This window comes from Bradyrhizobium sp. Gha (assembly GCF_900113735.1).
Taxonomy (GTDB): Bacteria; Pseudomonadota; Alphaproteobacteria; order Rhizobiales; family Xanthobacteraceae; genus Bradyrhizobium.
Genome location: NZ_FOQM01000009.1, coordinates 144277 through 158666, shown reverse-complemented (window position 1 = coordinate 158666; position 14390 = coordinate 144277). Strand labels below are relative to the sequence as shown.

General features: G+C 57.2%; 10 protein-coding genes. 4 read left to right on the top strand and 6 right to left on the bottom strand.

All coding sequences use genetic code 11. The features are described 5' to 3' along the window. Positions 1-32 precede the first annotated feature (32 nt). Genes BM222_RS14745 through BM222_RS14725 form a run of 5 tightly spaced genes read right to left on the bottom strand, consistent with a single transcriptional unit; the run spans position 33 to position 5371 of the window. Complete coding sequence (locus tag BM222_RS14745; protein ID WP_092228943.1) at positions 33-1406, bottom strand: hypothetical protein; 1374 nt, start codon at positions 1404-1406, stop codon at positions 33-35. Further along, positions 1403-2533 (bottom strand): N-acetyl sugar amidotransferase, encoded by a 1131-nt coding sequence (locus BM222_RS14740; protein ID WP_092228942.1) that lies wholly within the window; start codon positions 2531-2533, stop codon positions 1403-1405. The genes BM222_RS14745 and BM222_RS14740 overlap by 4 nt, the downstream gene beginning before the upstream one ends. After that, a complete protein-coding gene (locus BM222_RS14735) occupies positions 2533-3303 on the bottom strand; it encodes a HisA/HisF-related TIM barrel protein (protein ID WP_092228941.1) in 771 nt (256 codons plus the stop codon). Before BM222_RS14735 ends, BM222_RS14740 begins: the two co-directional genes overlap by 1 nt. Then, a complete protein-coding gene (gene hisH / locus BM222_RS14730) occupies positions 3300-3917 on the bottom strand; it encodes an imidazole glycerol phosphate synthase subunit HisH (RefSeq protein WP_092228940.1) in 618 nt (205 codons plus the stop codon). Before hisH ends, BM222_RS14735 begins: the two co-directional genes overlap by 4 nt. Further along, positions 3914-5371, bottom strand: coding sequence for an oligosaccharide flippase family protein (locus BM222_RS14725; RefSeq protein WP_143105962.1), 1458 nt, complete (start codon positions 5369-5371; stop codon positions 3914-3916). The genes hisH and BM222_RS14725 overlap by 4 nt, the downstream gene beginning before the upstream one ends. A 2137-nt stretch (positions 5372-7508) precedes the next feature. On the opposite strand from BM222_RS14725, the gene BM222_RS14720 reads away from it, so the two are divergent. Beyond that, positions 7509-8660: an acyltransferase family protein gene (locus tag BM222_RS14720; protein WP_177243224.1), complete on the top strand. Its 1152-nt coding sequence runs from the start codon at positions 7509-7511 to the stop codon at positions 8658-8660. A 1-nt stretch (position 8661) separates the two neighbouring features. Here BM222_RS14720 and BM222_RS14715 read toward each other — a convergent pair whose 3' ends face one another. Further along, on the bottom strand, positions 8662-10875 hold the full coding sequence (locus BM222_RS14715; RefSeq protein WP_092228937.1) for an NF038122 family metalloprotease: 2214 nt from the start codon (positions 10873-10875) through the stop codon (positions 8662-8664). Between the two features lie 381 nt (positions 10876-11256). On the opposite strand from BM222_RS14715, the gene BM222_RS14710 reads away from it, so the two are divergent. The 3 genes from BM222_RS14710 to BM222_RS14700 all read left to right on the top strand — a co-directional run bounded on the left by BM222_RS14710 (position 11257) and on the right by BM222_RS14700 (position 14362). Continuing rightward, positions 11257-12450, top strand: coding sequence for a CaiB/BaiF CoA transferase family protein (locus tag BM222_RS14710; protein ID WP_092228936.1), 1194 nt, complete (start codon positions 11257-11259; stop codon positions 12448-12450). Between the two features lie 220 nt (positions 12451-12670). Then, positions 12671-13672, top strand: coding sequence for a glycosyltransferase family 2 protein (locus BM222_RS14705; RefSeq protein ID WP_092228935.1), 1002 nt, complete (start codon positions 12671-12673; stop codon positions 13670-13672). Between the two features lie 6 nt (positions 13673-13678). Then, complete coding sequence (locus BM222_RS14700) at positions 13679-14362, top strand: class I SAM-dependent methyltransferase (RefSeq protein WP_092228934.1); 684 nt, start codon at positions 13679-13681, stop codon at positions 14360-14362. Positions 14363-14390 lie beyond the last annotated feature (28 nt).

Sequence of the window (14390 nt, the reverse complement as noted above, 5' to 3'; positions counted from 1 at the left end):
ATCAAGAATGCGTATGGGCAACGTCGTCAGCATTAGCTCCCCGTCCCAGTGTCCAAGACGATAGGCGCAGCCTCGGCTCCCTTGTCATGTTCCTCGGGCCTCAACCGCTTGTCGATTCCAAGCAGGAGCGCGACAATCAACGGCAGTCCCAATCCGCCGGACAGAATCGAAGTAGGAAGCGCCGAGATCATCAAGTTGTAGACTCCGATGAACGCCGCGGCCAGAGCCGCTACCGCGACCGCTGTCTTTCCCTCCCTGAGAAACACCGCATCTATAGCGCGACAGACCGCGCCTGCCACTACGCTGTATATGACTACGCCCGCATAGGAAAAGTCGACCCATGCATCTGCAATAAACATAGCGGTCGTATGCGTCCCTTCGGCCGACCTCCACAGCTTCGCCACCACGTCGTAAGATGGGGTCCATTGCCAATTCAATAGCGTGGCTAGCCATCGGATATTGGCTCCCCACATGTGATGAAGCCTCCAAGGGAACGCTCCAAAGTACTCCAACAGTGCCGCGTTCGAGTAATCGAACGCCCGATAATAGAAGAATCCAAGCGCTTCAGTCACGTTCATACCCGGAATTGCTAGCTGAAATATCGGAACGAAAATCAATATCGTGACCGCGAGACCCCCGACTGCTATGCGCCAGTTCAGGTTATTTCGAAACAATAAATACCCCACGAAGCCGAGTTGAAGGAGAAACAAGGCAGTAGGAGCCTTATTGAGCGTCTCGAGCTTTGCTAACAAAGTCGTCATAACGAGCAAAGCGGCCGCCGCCAGCAGTGGCCACCATCGCTGCGCCCATCCTGCGAGAGCTGCCCAGACTATCATCATCGGCGCGATGGAAGCTGCGATACAATTGTAAAGATAACTTTGGCTCCCACCGTGCTGCTGGCGGTAAGCGATCTTAGCAAATTCATCTCCTCGTACGGAGAGATATCCCGACAGGACCTGAAAGTGACCCTCCCGGTACGATGTCCATCCCATGAAAATCGCGAGCGCGAGAACTACGCTGAATAGCCCCAACGACCTCTTTGACGATGACATAAGCGGTTGCTCGTTCCACCCTCCAAGATGTTCTTGCATCTTCGAGATCGAGCTAGTCATCAACATATTTGATAGCTCTATGCCCGCAATCACAGAGACGAACATCAGCGCAATCGACACATTTTGACCAATGACCACCTGGTCGAAATCAACAGAAGTGGAAATCAGGTAATCGACTGCCGAGATGGGCCTGCGAAGCAGCATGTAGGCGATATAAGGCGGACCGTAAATCAAAAATAGGAAGCAGATTAAGATCGAAGACGCAGTGATGCGAGGCTCCAATCGGTACACTAGATAGAGTGCTGCACCATAGATCGCTAAAGCGGCCGCGACGTAGGTTAATGAGATGATCATGAGAACCTCGGGACCAGTCGCCGCAAAGCGTGGTTCAACCTATAGAGGGCCGCGTTGTTTGCATAGTGCTCGTGTGGAATCGCTGGCAATGCCATCAGGCGTTCTAGCTCCAAGAATTCAATTCCGAGCTTCTTTGCTACAAAGCGCTTATCTCTCATCGCCTGCTGTTCGGTTATCAAAGGAACACTTAGCTCTTTTATCGCACGATCGCGGGTTATTTGCCCCGCAACTATTAGGGCTGAATAATGCAGTCTGCGCTTATCGAAGGAGTAGCGAGCCGGAAGGTAGATCTCTTGGTAGAACTTCGTAAATCGACTTTCTTGATGCTTGCTGCCGTAATCTACGAAGCCGTAAGTCTGCACTAACAAGCGCTTTGCAGCCTCTTTGTCGTAGGGCAGATAATTGAGAGGCTTCACTATTTGCACCTGCCTTCGGAGTTTTACTAGCCAAAGATACCGAAGCGAACTCATGACGGGAAAAGTTCGAAGCGAAGTTGCGCCATGTGCACGATGGATCGCCTTCAGGTTGCGCGCATCCATCGCTGGATAACCACCTGCCGGGATGTGAATGCTCTCACTGCTGAAGTTAACTCCGCTAAAGAAATACTTTTGATTGTACTTTTTGGCCAACTTGTAAAGGGTGGAGAAGAATGCATGATCTTGAGGCGCATCTTGATTGAGAACCGAGGCACTGAGATATGCCAGCTGGAGGTCACGCATTTCCTCCCACTCGATCACCTCGGTATGCAAATCAATGTCTAAGCTCCTCACCACCAATTCGATGTTTCGAACAGCGGCTTGTGTATTCCAGCCACCATCTACATGCACTGCTAAAAGGCGAAGACCGTATTCCCTTGCCAGCAGATGCGCCACATAAGCGCTATCTACCCCGCCGCTCAACCCTATGATGGCATCATACGGCCTGTTGCTCATTTGGTTTCGAACGTTGTCGACGATCGCGTTTAAGCGTCCTCGCCCCTCATCGTTGGGCCACCATTCGTAAGGCTTGCGTGCAATGGCGTCGCGACAGCAGTTGCATTGTCCGCTGCTGTCGAAGGCGATTCCCGGATTTGTGTTATCCATCACGCAGTATGAACAGACTTGGTAACTTCGGTTCTTCTGCAGCATCAGACGCCCCTCTGCAGAGTTGCGTGCAGACGCCGTATCTCACTGCTTGAAGGATAGGTGATAAGGACGGCTCGAAGGCGACCAACAAAAACGAACGCGCTTCCAGAAGCGACAGCGCTGGCACCTGCCGTGAGACCATCCCTTAGATGCTGCAGCTCACCAGCGCCTCCCAACGCAACACACGGCACCGCGAGGGCGCGGGAGACTTGGGAGATGAGGGCAAGGTCGTAGCCGCCGCGCTCTCCGTCTCGATCGACATTTTGCAGCAAGATTTCACCAGCACCGGAATCTTCGGCGGCCTTTGCAAAGGTGACAGGATCGATATCGGTAACGACACGACAACGATCCCGTGCGACTCGCCAAGTGCCATTCGCGCGCGTGCAATCGACACAGACCGTGACGGCTTGGGATCCAAAATCGTTGGCAAGCGCCCGGACCGCGCGCGTGTCCGCTCCCGCCCGACCAAGGACCACCTTTTCAACGCCCGCCGCGAATATAGGCGTCGCGTCCGCGACAGATGTAACACCGCCGCCGTAACTCAAGGGCATGAAGCACTCACTCGCGAGCTCGCGAATGAAACCAACGTCTGGCCGCCTTTTTTCAGCCGTTGCGTTGATATCGAGCAAGCAGATCTCATCCACTTCCTTTTCGTTGAAGATACGAATGACGTTGAATGGATCACCGACATAGACGGGCTCACCAAAACGGCGCGTCTTCACAAGTCGACGGCGGCTATCAAGCAGGAGAACCGGAATGACGCGGGGTCTCATACTGCGGATCTCTCGACGAAATTGCTTAGCAGCTTCATGCCAAACCGGTGGCTCTTTTCTGGATGGAACTGCACTCCATAAATATTATCGCGCTGCACAGAGCAAACAACTGGGCGGCCGTACTGATAGGTCGCAGCGACATCGCTGGCATAGTCGCATTCCATGCAATAGCTGTGGGTAAAGTAGAAGCAAAGCTCGCTGCCACTGTCGAGTAGCCTCGCGCTCGGCGCAGCTTCGATGTCCGCCCATCCCATGAACGGAACCTTCAGCTTCACTGCAGGGTCGGGGCGCATTCGGACAGTATCGGCAGGGATCCAGCCGAGTCCCTTGGTAGCTCCCTCTTCGCTACCGCGGCCGAGCAGTTGCATACCGAGACAAACTCCCAGCAATGGGGTTCTTTGGCCAAAAGCAGCTTTCTCGAGTGCCGGAATGAGATTTGAATTGTGTAACCGCTGCATGGCCGCATCAAACGCACCGACTCCGGGCAACAGCAGGTGACTAGCTTCGAGGATGTCCGAGGCCTGATTAGTAATTCGTGCCTCGTAGCCAATAAAGTCGAACATATTGACGAGAGCACCGGGATTGCCGACGCCGTAGTCGATAATGGTGATCATCGCAACTCCTTCCCAGCTCTCAACAAGGTTATGGCTGTGATGGCGCCGCCCAACAAGGCGCCCAACGCAATCACGGCCACTGGCGCAAGCAGCTGCCCGAGTATGGAAAGCATGACATAGATTGCCGCTCCGAGAACCCCGGAAATTGCAATCGACCTCAATAATACAGAGCGGGACCAACCCGCGGCACCGTAGCAGATCCAGAGAAACGCAAGGTAGCTCAACGTCAGCATCACGCTTTGCAGGGCAACGGCTTCGGTCAACGTTCGGCCCGAAGCCAGCATCGCCCAAAGAGAACCGACAGAGCTGATTGCTGCAACGGCCTCGAGCCTCAGATTGATATCCTGACGGCCAATGGAATCAAGCAGTCGGTCCATCCAATTTGTCATCATGAATAGAGATGCCGGCACCACGAGCATTGCGGAGAACCATCCCGCGCCCTGCCATCGAGATCCGAGCAAGAGCATGAAGAGCTCGTCTCCTCCGAACACGAGCAGGGCAATCCATGGGCTACTCACGATGAGCAGCCATCGCATGATCTGATCGACCGCGTCACCTTGAGCGGCAAGTCCTTGCGTCGCTGCGCGGTGAAAGAACACGGGTCTAAGAGAGGCACTGGTGAATGCGGATGGAAGATGCGTCAATCTCCAAGCTTGGCTGTAGACTCCGACCAGCGAAGCCGTGCTGAATGCTCCAATTATGAAGATAGGCGCTCGCTCGCGTAGCAGGGAAAGAACCGTGAAGGGCAGCGAGAACTGCGGGAAGCGCCTGTTGCGCATCAAGGCAGACATCATCCCCCTGACATCCATCGAACAGGCCGGCCGCTCAGCGGACCTTTGAATGCTACAAACATAGAAAAGCGTAGCAGTTCCCTGCCCAACAACACTGCCAACGATCAGCCACACGCCCTCGCCGCTAAAGCCCCCTCCCAACTGGACGAGATTAGCCGTGATCGCATTCAGCACAACACCCGTCGAGATTCGAGCAAACGCCCCCTCCCGCATCAACCAAGCCTGGAATACGACTGCAAGACCCACGAGCCACAACCAGCACCAACCCAGCGCTACAGGCATCAGCCCGATTCCGAGTTGTTGAATGGACCTCGTGAATATAACGGTCACGGCGCCCAGCACGAGCGACATGACACACACGAGAACGATCGTGGCTAGGAAGAGACTACTCGCCGCCTCGGAGTCGCGCTCGATTACCAGGGCCAGATCAAAGCGAAACGAGAGCAGCGAGCCGACGATTATCGCCACGGCCTGGATGGCCGCCCAGACACCGAAATCAGACGGCTCATACATCCGAAACAAAACAGGAACAAGCGCGATTGAGAAAGCCTGCGACGCAAGTGGACCAAATCCCGACGCCACGAGGGACTGCGCCAGGCGAACCGACCGCCGAGGATTAGTCAATTGTGCGAACCGGATCAATGACAGCAGTCTGCTGACCAATGGCGATCTCGGCGAAGGTTGGCAGCGCGAGAATGCAATTTGATGTCGATGCACACTCGGAGACTGCAGCGGCCGCGGATCCAAGCGCACATTGTAAGCGCACTTTTCCTCCCCCGCGATAGAAGAGAACGTGAGGTCTTTTCTTTGGTGAGGCCCTGGTATCCGCGCGATTAGGAAAGTTGCCGCGAATGTTCGACCGCGCAGCCCCCATGAAGCTAGCGTAGCCCAGCAAATCCGTACCACGGTTCATACGTCCGCGGTCAAGTAGGCCCAGCCCCATCATGCCCACTCTTACCCCCGCGTTGTAGAAGACATGGTTCCGTCACACGAAAAGGGGACGTGAAAGATAGCCTTCCTCTAACAGCATCCAATTGCACAAGGCAAGCGAAGTGTCGGTTTGTTCATCCATCGAACAATCCATTTACTTGAAGTGCTACGATTTTCTTGGTCTAGACAGAAAGAACAACGGAGCAGCGTGATGAATCCTAGACCACCTACCCGGCGCCTCATACTCGTCGGAGGGCTGATAAGCGGGGCCGTAGGGATAGCCTCCTATCGCCCCGCGCCGGACCCGTCTTGGAAAGCAGTGACCTCGGATGCTCCCTGGGCGCCAAGGGACAACGCAGGTTTGGTCATTCATGAAAACCGAATTTGGCTGATTGGAGGTACTCCAGCGAAAACACCACAGGGGCTCAGTGATTGCTGGAGTTCCGCGGAAGGTCTGACCTGGACTAAAGAGCTAGATCAAGCTCCATGGAGCCCTACCGTTCAATCGATGGTCATTGCATTCGCAGGACGGCTTTGGCGAATGGGCGGCTTCTATCAAGACGGCGACACCTTTGCGCCAGTCGCTGAAATTTGGTCATCCCAAGATGGGCGAAGCTGGACCCGAGCTGGAGAGGCAGATTGGTCACCACGCGGAGGCGGCGCACTCGTATCTTTTTCGGGAAGGCTTTGGCTGCTCGGCGGCACTCGGCATCCGAGAAACGAGGGCACGGAGCCAAACTTCAACGACGTCTGGGTTACTGACAATGGGACGACGTGGACGCAGGTCGTTCAAAACGCACCTTGGCAAGCTCGTGCCTTCCACAACGCGGTTGTTCACGAAGGACAGATTTGGATTCTGGGCGGGGGCTATTGGGGCAAGAAAGCCGCCGCTTACCAAGACGTATGGTGCAGCCCCGACGGTCGTTCCTGGACCAGGAAAACAGCGATGGCAGAATGGCCTGGCCGCATCTGGTCAGCCAGCGCGTCGTTTCGCGGCGCCTTATGGAGTATGGGAGGACTGGTTCCATCGACCCGGGCGGGATCAGACGATATCTGGTACTCCAAGGATGGAGCAGTGTGGTACCCCTATCTCTCGAAAATGTGGGTACCGCGGATGGCGCATTCAGCCCTTGTATTCTCAGACCGACTCTGGGTTGTGGCGGGTTCCAACTTCGACTTCCTCCATGATGTGTGGGCGCTAGACCTACCAACCGATTGGACAGGCGAAAGCCCCTTCAGTCGAACGTGGCGCTTCCTCCTGGAGGAGCGGAACCGATGGTAGGTGGTCATGACATACCGGCAACCTCGCCGTCGACACTTAAACGATCAGCGCGCAATCCTAATCGACATCAATAGCCCAAGCCAAACGCCTATCTTTCCAAGACTCAACCGGAGCAACCCAGGTTGGACCTTTCCGAAGAGAGAGAGCTGCATTAAGCCCAAGAATGGAAAGAACCTCATGGTCGGTCGTTCACCGAGGAGGGCCAGGTGAGCTGGGGTGTGGACGCGCCGATCACATCGGCGACCAAAGAGAGCTCGAATCTACACGGCTCAGTGCTGCGACGCTGGGTGCGGACGTCTGACATGAGCTCCCGCTCCATCAAGAACCGCCGCAACGCGCAATCCGGTGCGATGATTTGTGCTGTGCTAGCATCGATCGATTCGACAAGCCCCCGAGCAACGGCTTCTTCATATCGTCAAAAGCGAGCTCGTTCATTTTCGAAACTAGAAGATCCGCAACGATGAGCGCTATTCATCTGGGTCGACCGACTTTCTATAACTTGAACCCGGCTGGGCTAGATTCCGCGATTAGATCTATCACCCGATCGGAATGTCGCTAGCCGCGCCTAAACGGTTTTTGGGAGAAATCATGGGGAACGCAATTCTTTCCTCTGAACAGCACATCGTCGAGCTGACTGGCATCAGAGGCGTCGCAGTGCTGATGGTCCTTCTCTGGCATTTCATTGGAGCTGTCATCTCACCTAGCCTAGGCAGCGCATCCGCATGGCTCTCTAGCATTCTGATATTTGGTCGCACGGGCGTTGACTTGTTCTTTGTGCTCTCCGGTTTTTTGATCATTGGAATTCTTGTCGATAAACGCGAGAAAGAGAGCTACTTCGCGACGTTTTACCTGCGTCGTGCAGCGAGAATATTGCCCCCCTATCTCATACTGCTCCTATTCTTTTGGGGGTTCACTTTGTGCCTTCCCGCAAACACTTATTTCAATGCAGATATAAGTCCCGTGACCTACCTTCTCTTCTTGCAAAATTGGTATATGTCCTTCCACAATGAATGGGGACCGAGCGCGTCCAGCGTTACTTGGTCAGTTGCGATCGAAGAGCAATTTTACCTAGTTTTCCCCGTTGTCGTCTATCTGACACCAGTGTCCCGCTTAAGGATCATTCTTTGGGCGACCGGCGCAATCTCAGCTGCGGCGCGTGCGTATTTTCATCTGAAGTATCCCGACAATCATTTCGCTCCTTATGTGAACACATTGCTACGACTTGATGAGCTTTGTCTGGGAGGACTGATCGCCATGGCATTTAGGCGAGAACAAAGTCTCGCGTGGTTGAATAAGCGACGCCCTCTGATCACATTAGTTCTGACTCTCTGTGTGGGGGCGATCCCGTTCTTCCTCGTCCTGTATTCTAAGCAACCCGCGGACACGATGTATTATTGGGGTCACTTGTATCTTGGCCTGTTGTATGGGACTGCAATAATAGTCATCCTCTTGAACAGAGATCACGGCAGGCTTCGAGTACTGCACTGCGCACCGCTCCGGTTTTTCGGGACGATCTCTTATTCTGTATATCTATTCCACCCAATGGTGATTGGGCTGTTCTTCATTGCGATGCGGCGAGGAGAACGCCTGCAAACTCTAGAGGACCTAAGTTTGCTCACTGCCGCCTTCGTATGCACGATCGTGCTCTGCTGGATTTCCTACAATTTCGTGGAAAAGCCCATTTTGAATTGGGCTCGTCAATTTAGCTATGGGCCGTATCAAAAAAGGGCAATCGCTTAGGTTACGTGAACAGCAGGTGCCCGTGGTCCTCAGTTATGCTACGGGCGAGTTCATACCATGTGCTCAGGGCATCGTGGGTTGGCAGGACTTCAACTGGGTTGACGTGCAATGAATGCAAGTGGCTACCGTCAGTCCAATCGAACTGAGCCAGATCGCGCGCGCTGGACCGAGCGAGCAAAATTTCTTGGCCCTGTCCAAAATGGAATTGCTCGCCCGCGGGAAGAGGGGAGACAACTTGCCGTTCAACACTGAGATTTGAGTGTGCGGAGACCTGTGCTGCGACTCCTAAGATGCCGTCTCCATTCAAATCCTGATGAAAGCTCGTCTCAAAGGTCTCCAAACTGGTGCTGTTGCCCGCGAGCGATCCAGCGTTCGACGTGTATTTTCCGCTGATATCCGTATACCAAATCGTGAACTGGGATCCGCTCTTCCAGGCCACTTCGTAGCCACCCGAAATCGCTTCCGCTCCGACCGGTGACCAAGCGCCAAACTGACCTTGCGCGACGGGAGATCCTCCGTAACTGAATTCTGGTCCTGTTCCTCCCCCTACGGGGTTGAAGAAGTAAGTGTTGCCAACCTGAACCAGGCTCGTCGCGCCATATGATTCGATTGTTGTTGTCCCCGCGGTTTCTGCCGGAGTTCCGATCGTGCCATCGCCATTCAGATCCTGATGAAAGCTCGTCTCAAACGCTTCCAAGCTGGCGCTGTTCGCCGCGAGCGAACCAACGTTTGACGTGTAGTTGCCGCCGCTGTCCGTATACCAAATTGTGAACTGAGATCCGCTCTTCCAAGCCACTTCGTAGCCACCCGAAATCACTTCCGCTCCGACCGGTGACCAAGCGCCAAACTGACCTTGCGCGACGGGAGATCCTCCGTAGCTGAATTCTGGTCCTGTTCCTCCCCCTATGGGGTTGAAGAAGTAATTGTTGCTAACCTGAACAAGGCTCGTCGAGCCATATGACTCGATCGTCGTTGCTGGAATTCCAATCGTTCCATCGCCGTTCAGATCCTGATGAAAGCTCGTCTCAAACGCTTCCAAACTGGTGCTGTTCGACGCGAGCGAACCAGCGTTTGACGTGTAGTTGCCGCCGCTATCCGTATACCAGATCGTAAACTGAGATCCGCTCTTCCAGGCCACTTCGTAGCCGCCCGAAATCGCTTCGGCTCCGATCGGAGACCAAGCGCCGAACTGCCCGGCTACGTATGCCGAACCGCCGTATTTGACGGACGGGCCCGCGCCGCCGGTCGTCGCGTTCATGAAGTAGTTGCTGCCAGCCTCAACAAGGGTCGTGAAACCATAGGACTCGATCACGACCGGATTGCTGATGGTGAGGTGAAATCCGAGCGCATCCAGCTGCTTCAGATCAACAGATGTCAGACCTTGAGTGGTGCTGCCGGTGTAGTACTCGTTGAAGGGATCATTCGGCCCCTGCACGCCGCTGTTCAGGAAGTCGCTCGGGTCCGAGCTCTGACCGTAATCGGCGATCTTGGTAGTACCGCCGTCCAATGAAAAATACGCGGCTGGCGCTGTTGCGCCTCCCTGAAACAAGCGAACGCCGGGGCTTGTGAACCGGTATAGGTCAAAGACGTCGGGCGCCGAACCATAGGGCACGCGCCCCATCGCGTGCGTCAGCTCATGTAGGGCGACGCCAACCAGCAGGCTAGGATTGATGTCGGTGGAAAAATTCGCGCTGGCGTCGTCGGTCGTTGTGTCGTTGGCACCAACGACACCCCAAAGCTTCAGCTGCGCATTCCAGGCCGCGACGTTCGACTGTCCCTGGATCGCTGTCCCGCTCGGAAGGCTATTAAACGTGGTGTCGCCCGAGCTGGCGTTGTTCACCAGCTGCGAGTGGACCCACGAATAATTCTCGTAGAGGCCGTTGTCGGGCCCAGCCGCTGCACCGCCGCCTGTGCCACTGTAGTCGATATTGATGTTAACGGTGATCTTGTCGGTAATGTTGGCTGCCAGGATCGCGACCGCCTGCTGCAGGCCATTCTTGAAGCTGGCCGGCGCAGCCTGCGCAGCCGCATCGAGAATGAGATTGATGGTGATGCCGCCAGTGGTGACCGACACGACCGAGCCGGGGGTCGTCCCTCCAGAGCCCGAGCCTGCCGAACCCGCCGGGATGTAACTTCCCTGGATGCTATTACCAACGACCGTGTAAAATGGATCGTCGGAGACCAGATCTTCGTTCAGGGTAGAGTCCGATCTCAACGGCCATCTCTCGACTAGAGTTCAGCTCCGAAGGGAGATGCTCCAAAGTACCACACCATTAGACCCCAAGGTTCAACGCGACCAAGTTAATTTTCCGTTTCTTGGGGCAAAGCAGTTGACAAAACAGCATACCGGCGACGCGAGTTCCCTCGTGCAGCCTGGCACTGCGCTCACGGCCCGGCCCACATTGCGGCCGCGCTCGCCGATGGCTGGCACGACGTCACCACAACCACACGCACCTGGATGTGAGCGCGATCCCGAGCACAAGGTTCGTTCCACGAGATTTTCTCCAGGTCGGTGCATTGGTGCGTCAGTCGGCGCTTGCCGCATGATGTTTCGGCACTATGGTAGCGCGGCAAGTTGTTCCCGGAGCCACTCAAGATGCCCTTTCCGCATGCCTCGGAAGCCCTGTCGCGCTTCACCGTGCTCGATCTGACCCGCGTCCGCTCCGGGCCCACCTGCGTGCGGCAACTCGCGGACTGGGGCGCCACGGTGATCAAGATCGACGCGTTGGCCGAGGATTCCGGCGGCGAGCAACCGGGCGGCCCGCGGCGCGGGGCGGACTTCCAGAATTTGCACCGCAACAAGCGGGCGATGACGCTGAACCTGAAGGACGAGCGCGGGCTTGCCGTGTTCAAGCGCCTCGCCGCCAAGGCCGACGTCGTGGTCGAGAACTTCCGCCCCGACGTGAAAAAAAAGCTCGGCATCGATTATGAGAGCGTCGCAGCGATCAACCCGCGGATCGTCTATGGCAGCATCTCCGGTTTCGGCCAGGACGGCCCCTATCACAAGCGCCCGGGCTTCGATCAGATCGCGCAAGGCATGGGCGGACTGATGTCGATCACCGGCGCGCCGGGTCAAGGCCCGATGCGGGTCGGCATCCCCGTCGCCGACCTCACCGCGGGGCTGTTCTGCGCCATCGGCATCCTCACCGCGCTGCTCGAGCGCGAGGTCTCCGGCAAGGGCCAGTGGGTGCAGACCTCACTGCTCCAGGCCCAGATCTTCATGCTCGACTTCCAGGCAGCGCGCTGGCTGATGGAGAAGGAAGTCGCCAAACAGGCCGGCAACAACCATCCGACCAGCATTCCGACCGGCGTGTTCAAGACCTCGGACGGCTACATCAACATCGCCACCACGGGGGGACGGATCTGGGAGCGCTGCGCGCAGGCGATCGGCGCGCCGGAACTCTACGATCATCCCGACTACGCGACGGCCCCTGCTCGCTCCAGGAACCGCGATGCGCTCAACGCCGAGATCGAGAAACGCACGGTGACGAAGTCGACCGGGACCTGGGTGCGCGAGCTCAACGAGGCCGGCGTGCCCTGCGGCCCGATCTACGCAATCGACCAGATGTTCGAGGACGCGCAGGTCAAGCATCTCGGCATCGCGCAGGACGTGCCCAATGACGAGGACCGGCACATCCGTCTGGTGGGCCAGCCCGTGACGCTGTCGCGCACGCCGAGCCGGATGGTGGCACGCCCGCCGGAATTCGGCGAGCAGACGGACGAGGTGCTGAGGGAGTTCGGCTTTTACGATGACGAGATCGAAAGACTAAGGCGGGCGGGCGTCGTCTAGACTAGGGCGCTCACGGTAGGGGCAGCCTCCCCAGTGGATGTCATTTTGGATGCCTGCCGCTTCGGGGCCCGGTCCGGCCGGATCAGCCTGATTGCCCCCTCCCTTCCCGACCAATCACGAAAAAAGAGCCTCGGTTCGAGCCGTTCCTAGTTGTTCGGGCAAGGCCGTTTTAACCACCGGCGCTCTAGATTTCCGCCCATTCAAAACGGAATGGACCCCAATGGCGATCGATTCCCGGCAGGTCAGCTACAGCATCATTGTCCCGGTCTTCAATGAGGAGGCCGTTCTACCGGTCTTGCTGCGCCGGCTCGACCTGCTGCTGACCCGGCTCATCGGGGCTACGGAGGTCATCTTTGTGGACGATGGCAGCAGCGATTGCGGTCCCATCGTGCTGGAAGCACTCGTCAAGCGCGACCCGCGCTACCGTTTGATCGGGCTGTCACGCAATTTCGGCCACCAGGTCGCCATCACCGCCGGCATGGACGCGGCGCAGGGCCACGCGATCGTTGTTATGGATGCCGACCTGCAGGACCCGCCTGAGGTCGTGGAGCAACTGATCGCCAAATGGGAAGAAGGTTACGAAGTCGTCTATGCGCGGCGCCTGTCGCGCGCTGGCGAAAGCCGGTTCAAGCGCACGACGGCCCACCTGTTCTACCGGATACTCGGGCGCATGACCTCGGTTCGGATTCCGGCCGACGTCGGTGACTTCCGCCTCATCGATCGCAAGGTGCTCGACGCGCTGCGTCAGATGCCGGAGCGGGACCGCTTCGTGCGCGGCATGATCGCCTGGCTCGGCTTCCGGCAGACTGAAGTGACTTTCCATCGCCTTGAGCGCGCGGCCGGCGAAACAAAATATCCGCTGCTCAAGATGACGCGTCTCGCGTTGACCGCAGCGCTCGGCTTTTCTGATGTGCCCTTGCGTCTGGCGATCTGGTGTGGGCTCGTGGTGTCTTGCTTGGCGCTGCTTTACGGCGGCTGGGTGCTGGCGCTGTGGGTGACCAAGGACAGCCACCTGGTCGCCGGCTGGTCCTCGACCATCGTCGTCATCTCGCTCCTGTGCGGACTGAACATGCTCATGACGGGCATCGTCGGACTCTACATAGGCCGCATTCACGCCGAGGTGAAACACCGTCCGCTCTACGTCGTGCAGAAGCGGTTGGGCTTCGATCGCGCACAGGCTGCGCCGGCGAACGCCGCAGCTCACGCCATGTATCGACAGTGAGCCCAGATGAGCGAGCTTTTCGACCAGTACCGCAGCAACTACCGTGACGTCGTCCAGTCATCGATCGACTTCTCGGGCCTACCCCACAGTTTCTTCATGCGCCCCAAAGCCGACCTCCTGCGTGAACTAATCGCGCGGCGACTCGGATCGGCAAGACCCGCAATGCTCGACGTCGGTTGCGGCGTCGGCAGCTTTCATCCGCTGCTGCGCGGCATCGTCGGCAGCCTGACAGGTCTCGATGTTTCATCGGCCAGCATCGAGCAAGCGCGCGCCGACAATCCCGGCGGCGACTACCGTACCTTCGACGGCAGGAACTTTCCCTTCGACGACGGCAACTTCGATCTCGTAACCGCGATTTGCGTGCTGCACCACGTCGCGCCTGCCCAATGGACGCATTTCGTCAATGAGATGCGGCGCGTGGTGCGCCCTGGGGGATTGGCCTGCATCATCGAGCACAACCCCCTCAATCCGCTTGCCCGCCTCGCCGTTGCCCGCTGCGAATTCGATCGCGACGCTGTCTTGCTCAGCGCTCGCAAGGCGCGGAGATTGATGGCGGCCAGCGATCTGCGGGAGATCGGCGCGCATCATTTCCTACTGTTGCCCTGGGAGGCAGAGCCGGCACGCCGCGTCGAGGGCGCCTTGAGGCGCATTCCGCTCGGCGCCCAATATGTCGCCTTTGGCACCGCCTGAGCTATTTCTTCGGCATGACCAGCCGATT

What these genes read in the sequence shown, in the direction of transcription:
- BM222_RS14740 (WP_092228942.1), bottom strand. Translation starts at nt 2,533, where the DNA reads ATGCTGCAGAAGAACCGAAGTTACCAAGTCTGTTCATACTGCGTGATG.
- BM222_RS14720 (WP_177243224.1), top strand. Translation starts at nt 7,509, where the DNA reads ATGGGGAACGCAATTCTTTCCTCTGAACAGCACATCGTCGAGCTGACT.
- BM222_RS14700 (WP_092228934.1), top strand. Translation starts at nt 13,679, where the DNA reads ATGAGCGAGCTTTTCGACCAGTACCGCAGCAACTACCGTGACGTCGTC.
- BM222_RS14705 (WP_092228935.1), top strand. Translation starts at nt 12,671, where the DNA reads ATGGCGATCGATTCCCGGCAGGTCAGCTACAGCATCATTGTCCCGGTC.
- BM222_RS14710 (WP_092228936.1), top strand. Translation starts at nt 11,257, where the DNA reads ATGCCCTTTCCGCATGCCTCGGAAGCCCTGTCGCGCTTCACCGTGCTC.
- BM222_RS14735 (WP_092228941.1), bottom strand. Translation starts at nt 3,303, where the DNA reads ATGAGACCCCGCGTCATTCCGGTTCTCCTGCTTGATAGCCGCCGTCGA.
- hisH (WP_092228940.1), bottom strand. Translation starts at nt 3,917, where the DNA reads ATGATCACCATTATCGACTACGGCGTCGGCAATCCCGGTGCTCTCGTC.
- BM222_RS14745 (WP_092228943.1), bottom strand. Translation starts at nt 1,406, where the DNA reads ATGATCATCTCATTAACCTACGTCGCGGCCGCTTTAGCGATCTATGGT.